The organism is Streptomyces sp. UW30, assembly GCF_008042075.1.
Lineage (GTDB): Bacteria > Actinomycetota > Actinomycetes > Streptomycetales > Streptomycetaceae > Streptomyces.
Window position 1 is genome coordinate 1,602,801 of sequence record NZ_RDBN01000037.1, and the last position, 6,313, is coordinate 1,609,113.

Genomic DNA, 6,313 nt, shown 5'->3' on the forward strand with positions numbered 1-6,313 from the left:
GGGAGTTCGTGTCACCAGGAGCGTGCGGGAGGCCGCCTTCGGTGCGGTTTCAGGACGGTTTCAGAGGGGGCGGCCGACTGGAACCCCCCCAGGAACGCTCCTAGCGCCGGCTGCCGCCCACGGTGACGAAGCCCGTGGCCCGTGCGCCGGTGAGGTTGTCGTAGACGACGTCACCGGTGGACTTCTGCCAGATCCGGATACGGAAGGTGTCCGGGGCGTCGGTCGCGGTGACCCGGAAGCCGTACCCACCGTTGCCGTTCACCTTGCCGGTGCCCTGGTAGACGGCCCGGGATCCGCTGACCACGAGCCAGTCGGAGCCGGTGGAGCGGAACGTCAACCCGGCCCGGCCGAAGTCGAGTTCGGCCCTTCCGGTGGGGACCGTGGCCCCCTTCGCATAGGTGGCGGCGAAGGAGAACGCGGCCCTGCCGGTCAGGTCCGGCCCGGCCGGGTAGGCGCCGGCCGGGGAAGCGATGACGCCGGTGCCGAGCGCCGGGCCCGCCGCGCGGTCGTAGACGACCAGCTCGGGGAGGGTGGTGCTGTCCGAGGCGCCGTCGTCGTCCTCGACCGTGACCACCGGGCGGTGGATCCCGGCCCCGGTGTAGGTGTGCCCGGCCCGGCAGGTGGTGCCGCTCACCGTGCCGTCCGTCGGCGCGGTGCCGTCCTTCCAGTCGACCCGGCAGGTCTGGGTGTCGCCGCTGCCGGGGTCGGTGAACTCGGCCGTGACCATCACGCGCTTGCCGACCGGCACCGGGGATGCGGGCCCGGTCGCGGACGTGATCGCCGGAGCCGCGTTGGTGACTTCGACGGTGGCCGAGTCACTGCCGCGGCCCCCGGACAGGGTGACCGTGTAGGTGCCGTCGTCCGTGCAGGTCAGGGTGGTCCTTGCCGCCCCGGCGTCGGCGACGGAGCAGGGTGCGCCCTCCTCGGCGGCCCACTGGGGGCTCCCCGCACCGGACAGGGTGCCGTTCAGCGCGATCCGGTCGCCTTCGCGGCCTTCGGAGTCCGGCCCGGCGTGGACGACGGTGACCGGATCGATGCTCGTGAGGGTGGGTACGACCTTCTCGATGAGCCCGTCGGAGTCGAACTCCAGCTTGTCGACGGTCGTTTCGCGGTGGGTGCCGTCGCCGCCGGGGAGCGCGAACCGGTGGTAGGCGATGTACCAGTCGTCGGTGTTCGGGACATGGACCACCGAGTGGTGGCCGGGGCCTTTGATGCCGAGCGAGAGGTCCTTCTCCAGGATCACGCCGTGCTTGGTCCAGGGGCCGGTCGGCGAGGGACCGGTGGCGTAGGCGACGCGGTAGTTCTCGTCGCGGGTGTCGTTCTCCGACCACATGAAGTAGTAGGTGCCGTCACGCTTGATGACGAAGGTGCCCTCGTTGTAGCCGCCGGGGGTGATGTCCTCGACCTTGGAGGTGTCGATGGACGTCATGTCGGCGTTCAGGGGCGCGACGTAGGCGTGGCCGTTGCCCCAGTAGAGATACGACTGTCCGTCGTCGTCCGTGAACACCGCCGGGTCGATCATCTGGCCGCTGAAGTCGCCGGCCTTGAGCAGCGGCTTGTCCAGCGCGTCCTGGAACGGGCCGGTCGGCGAGTCGGACACCGCGACGCCGATGTTGGCGTCGGCACAGAAGTAGAAGTAGTACTTCCCGTCCTTCTCGGCGATCGTCGGGGCCCAGGCCCTGCTGTCCGCCCAGGAGACGTCCGGGCCCAGGTCGAGGATGACGCCGTGGTCCGTCCAGTGGACGAGGTCGGTGGAGGAGTACGCCTTGAACCGCGTGCCGCTCCAGCCCTCGAAGCCGTCGGTCGTCGGGTACAGGTAGAAGGTGTCGCCGAAGCGGACGATGTTCGGGTCGGCGTTGAGCCCCGGCAGCACCGGGCTCTTCATGACCAGCGCCGAGACCGTCCAGGTCCGCTTCGCTCCGTCGGAGCCCGTCACCTCGTACGTCACCGGCTTGCTGAAGTCCTCCATGCTGCCGGAGGCCGGGGTGATCGCCGCGCCGTGGGCGAGGGTGAACTCCGGGGCGAGGGCCGTGAGATCGGTGCCCTCCTTCATCGGCAGCGTGATCCGGCTGCCCGCGTTGTCGACGAGCGCGTCGACCTTCAGCGCCGGGTGCGTCGCCCTGGCGATGCCCGCGGTGTTGCCGCTGAGCTCCATGATCTCGGCAGCGGTGAGGGCCCGGTCGTAGACGCGGAAGTCGTCGACCTCGCCGCCGAAGTACGGGTCGGCGGCGTACAGGGACCTGCCGATGTAGCCGCTGTAGTCCTTGTTCGCGTCGTACAGTTCGGACGGTTCGACGGCGGTGGTCGTACGGGCCGCCTCGATGCCGTCGACGTAGAGGATCATGGCCCCGGTCGAGCCGTCGAGGGTGACGGTGACGTGCCGCCACTCGCCGGGCGTGAGCTGCGAGCCGGCCGTCAGCTTCGACTCCGCCGACCAACTCGCCTTCGTGATCGCGGAGTACAGGCTGGAACCGCCGTTGGAGGGGGTCGCGAACAGGTACTTGTCGCTGTCGGGCCCGAGCCCGAACAGCCACTGGAAGTTGCTGCCGCCCTTCCACTTGGCGTACGTCGAGACGGTCACGCTGTCGGCGTTCTTCAGCACGCCGTTCGGGATCTTCACGTACGGGGACGATGCGGAGTCGCCGGACATCCTGAACGAGCCGCCCTCCACACCGGTGCCGAAGTCGGGCGTACGGACGTAGGTGCCGTGGTGGCCGTGGCCGCTGGCGTCGCGGGCGACGCTGCCGCCCGTCTCGTCGAAGTCGTAGTGCAGAAGCAGATCGGCGGGGACGTCCGGGCCGTCCTGCGACACGGTGACCTCGGCCCGGACCGGCAGCGCGGCGCCGTCGGGCAGGCTGCCGGTCACGGTGAAGGTGCCGGCCTGCGCGTACTGCGACTCCGGGACGTCCTCCCAGGTCACGGCGACCGGACGCGTCACGCCGTCGGCGTACGTGGCGATCACGGTGGCCGGCAGGACGGGGGTCTGCCCGATGCCGGTCGTCACGGAGACGTCCTCGACGCCCTCCACCAGCTGGTCCGGCTGGTAGGCGCGCAGCAGGCGGTCGTACTCGGCCCGGGTGACCGGGAGCACCGTGCCGTGGCGGGGCTTGGCCGGGAGGTCGTAGCCGGTGGACGGGGTCCAGGTGCCGGAGGCGAGGTCGGTCGTCTCGAAGGGGATGTAGCCGCGGCCGCCGAACTCGTCCAGGAACGCGTACCACTTGTCCTCGGTGTTCGACTTGAACACCAACGGTCCCTCGGCCGCGTTCATCGCACCCTTGCCGATGCCCTCGGCGATGGCGTCCCAGGACGGGCTGAGGAGCGAGTCGCTCTTCTCCTCGAAGATGAACTTGCTGTTGGGGGTGGAGGAGGAGTTGTTGCGCTCGTCCTTGGAGAGGCGGAAGTACGTGCCGTCGTGCTGGATCACCGTGGAGTCGATGACCGAGTAGCCGCGGTCGATCCAGACCTTGGGCTCGCTGAAGGTGTGGAAGTCGCGGGTCGTCGCGTACATCATGCGGTTGTACGTGTCGCCGGAGTGCGCCTCGTTGTCGTACAGCTTCGACGCCCAGAAGACGACGTACTCACCGCGCCGGGCGTCGTAGAACGCCTCCGGCGCCCAGGTGTTGCCCGCGCTGTCCGGGGAGACCTCGACCAGCCGCTGGTCCGTCCAGTGGACGAGGTCGGTGGATTCCCACACCATGATCGACCTGCTGCCGGTGCGCTGGGCGGCGTCCCAGTCGCCGTTGCCGTAGATCCTGAGGTCGGTGGCGATCTGGTAGAACTTGTCGCCCTCGGGGGAGCGGATGATGAACGGGTCTCGCAGGCCCTTCTCGCCGAGCGTGGAGGTCAGGACCGGCTTGCCGTCGTTCAACTCCCGCCAGTGCAGCGGGTCGTTGCCCTTGCTGAGGGCGGCGTAGAGCTGCTCGCCGTCGGCGGTGCCCTCACCGGTGAAGTAGCTGAACATGTAGCCCTTGAGGGCCTCGGTCTTCGGCAGTTCGGGCACCTTGGCGGTGAAGGCGCGAGTCGTGCTCGCCGTGCCCTTGGTGACGGTGGCGGTCAGTTCGACGGTGGTCGCGCCGTCGCCGTGCGCGGGGCGGTGGACGAGGCCGTCGGAGCTGAGGACGTCCGGCTTCGCGGAGGACCAGGTGACGTCGGTGCCGTACGCGCCGCTCGCGGGGAGCGTGAGGTTGCCGCGGACGTCGTCCAGGTTGTGCACGGTGAGATCCTGGGCGGCCTGTTCGGTCGCCGTTCGGTCGTCGAAGTCCGGGAGCACCGTGATGTCGAAGGTCAAGGCGTCGGTCACGGTGCCCTTCTTCATGGTCGCTGTGAGCGTGGCGTGGGCGGCTGGTTCACCGGCGGCGGGGCGGGTCACCTTGCCGGAGTCGGAGACCACCGCGGGGTTGCCGGCGGCCCAGGTGATCGCGGAGCCGCCGGCCGTGCCGGTCCTCGGCAGGTCCAGGTCGGCGACGACCGCGCTGGTGTCGCCGAGGCTCAGCGCGGCCTTGTCGTCGGCGACGCCCTGCGTGGCGACGGGGAGGGCGAGTTGCTCGACCTCGGAGGCGGCGAGCGCGCGGTCGTAGACCCGGAAGTCGCGGATGCGGCCCTTGAAGAGCTTGTCGCCGGAGTAGACGGACTTGCCTATGTAGTTGGCGGTGGTCGTGCCGGACCCGATGGAGCCGGGGGTGATCGTCACGGCCGAGTTGCGCCCGACCTCGACGCCGTCCTCGTAGAGCACGCCCGTCGCGGCGGTCTGGGTGTAGGTGAGGTGCTTCCAGACCGAGCGGGTCAGGTTGTGGGAGTCGGCGGGCCTGGTGGTCTGCTCGGTCGACCAGTTGCCGCTCGCGATGGACGTCCGCAGGGAGTTTCCGGTGGTGAAGAGGTAGCCGTTGCCGTTGCCGCCGCTGGAGTTGCCGAAGCCGTAGATGAAGTACGGCGTGCTCTGGGCGGAGTCGACCTTCACGTCCAGCGAGACGGAGATCGAGTCCATGCCCTTCATCACGTCGTTCGGCACCTTGAGGTAGGTGTCGGAGCCGTTGAAGGCGAGCCCCTGCCCGGCGCCCGACCAGTCGGCGGTGCCGCTCACGGTCGTGTCGCGGCCGTGGCCCGAGGCGTCGGGGACGGTGCTGCCGGAGGCGGCGTCGAGTTTGTACCAGAGGGCGAGACCGTCGGTGACCTGCGCCGCGTCGGCGGCTTCGGTGACATCGGCGGCCTGCGCGGGAAGGGCGGGTGCGGCGAGTCCCAGCAACAGCGACGCGACGGTCAGTCCGGCGAGTCGGCCCGCCGGACGTCTGGCTCGGACACGGACGCGTGCGATGTACGGCATGTCGAGTTCCCTGCTGAGGCATGGCGGGGCCTCGGCCATGGGCACCCTGCCGTTTCGGCTGTGTGACGTCGTGTTGCGAGAGTGTCAAACGGGGTGTGGCACAGCGTCAAGGGTTTTCGAACGATGTCCGACAGGTCGAACGAGAAGATTTCGGATCCTCAACTTCCTTGGGTGCGGGGGGCTGACGCCGGATCCGCGCCATCTGCACGAAGATCAGCGGCGAGGTCCTCGACGCGTTGTTCTCGTGAGTCTCCGTCACGGGCTTCCGCGGTCCCGCCTCGACCGGCGGGCCTCGGTCAGCACGGGGAGCAGCGGCAGCAGGGACAGTACGACGACCAGGGCCACCAGCGGCAGCAGATAGTCGTCGATGCCGGGGACGTACGCCCCGAGCGTGTACCCGGCCAGCACCAGAGTCTGCGACCAGAGCAGACCGCCCACGATCTGCCAGACGGTGAAGGTCCGCGTGGGCACGCCGAGCGCGCCGGCCGCCGGGTGCAGCACGGTGCGGACCATCGGGACGAAGCGGCCGATCACCAGGGCCTTTCCGTAGCCGTAGTGAGCCAGCAGCTTCTCCGCGCGGGTCGCTGCCTCCCGCACGCGTCGTTTGGAGGTGCGGGCCAGCAGCGCCCGCCCGCCGTGTCTGCCCAGGAGGAACCCGACCTGGGCTCCCACCACCGCGCCGACGGCAGCGCACAGCAGCACCTGCCACAGCACGAGCCGTGCAGCCTGGTCGGCGGTCGCCGCGCACAGCACGCCCGCCGGGAAGAGCAGCGTGTCGCCGGGCAGGAAGAAGCCGACCACGAGCAGGCCCGACTCCGCGAAGATCACCACGAGGACACCGAGGGCGCCGAAGGTCGCCAGCACCGCGTCGCTGTCCATCGGGTTGACGGCGATCACCGCCCTCACCTCCCGGCCGTCCTCGTCCCGCGCCCTCCCCTCCAGCATCCCGTGCGGGTGGCGCGGGCGCCTGTCCCGCCGGGCGCGGCGACGCGG

The 6,313-nt window shown here is 69.9% G+C and carries 2 protein-coding genes; both read right to left on the minus strand.

The window, feature by feature from the left end; translation table 11 throughout:
• Positions 1-100 precede the first annotated feature (100 nt).
• Positions 101-5,320, minus strand: a complete 5,220-nt coding sequence (locus tag EAO75_RS26075; RefSeq protein WP_147997452.1) for a family 43 glycosylhydrolase — start codon at positions 5,318-5,320, stop codon at positions 101-103.
• A gap of 255 nt (positions 5,321-5,575) precedes the next feature.
• Positions 5,576-6,217: a DedA family protein gene (locus EAO75_RS26080; protein ID WP_147998076.1), complete on the minus strand. Its 642-nt coding sequence runs from the start codon at positions 6,215-6,217 to the stop codon at positions 5,576-5,578.
• Between the last annotated feature and the right edge of the window lie 96 nt (positions 6,218-6,313).

Coding starts and splice junctions, on each gene's coding strand:
- EAO75_RS26075 (WP_147997452.1), bottom strand. CDS start 5,320: ATGCCGTACATCGCACGCGTCCGTGTCCGAGCCAGACGTCCGGCGGGC.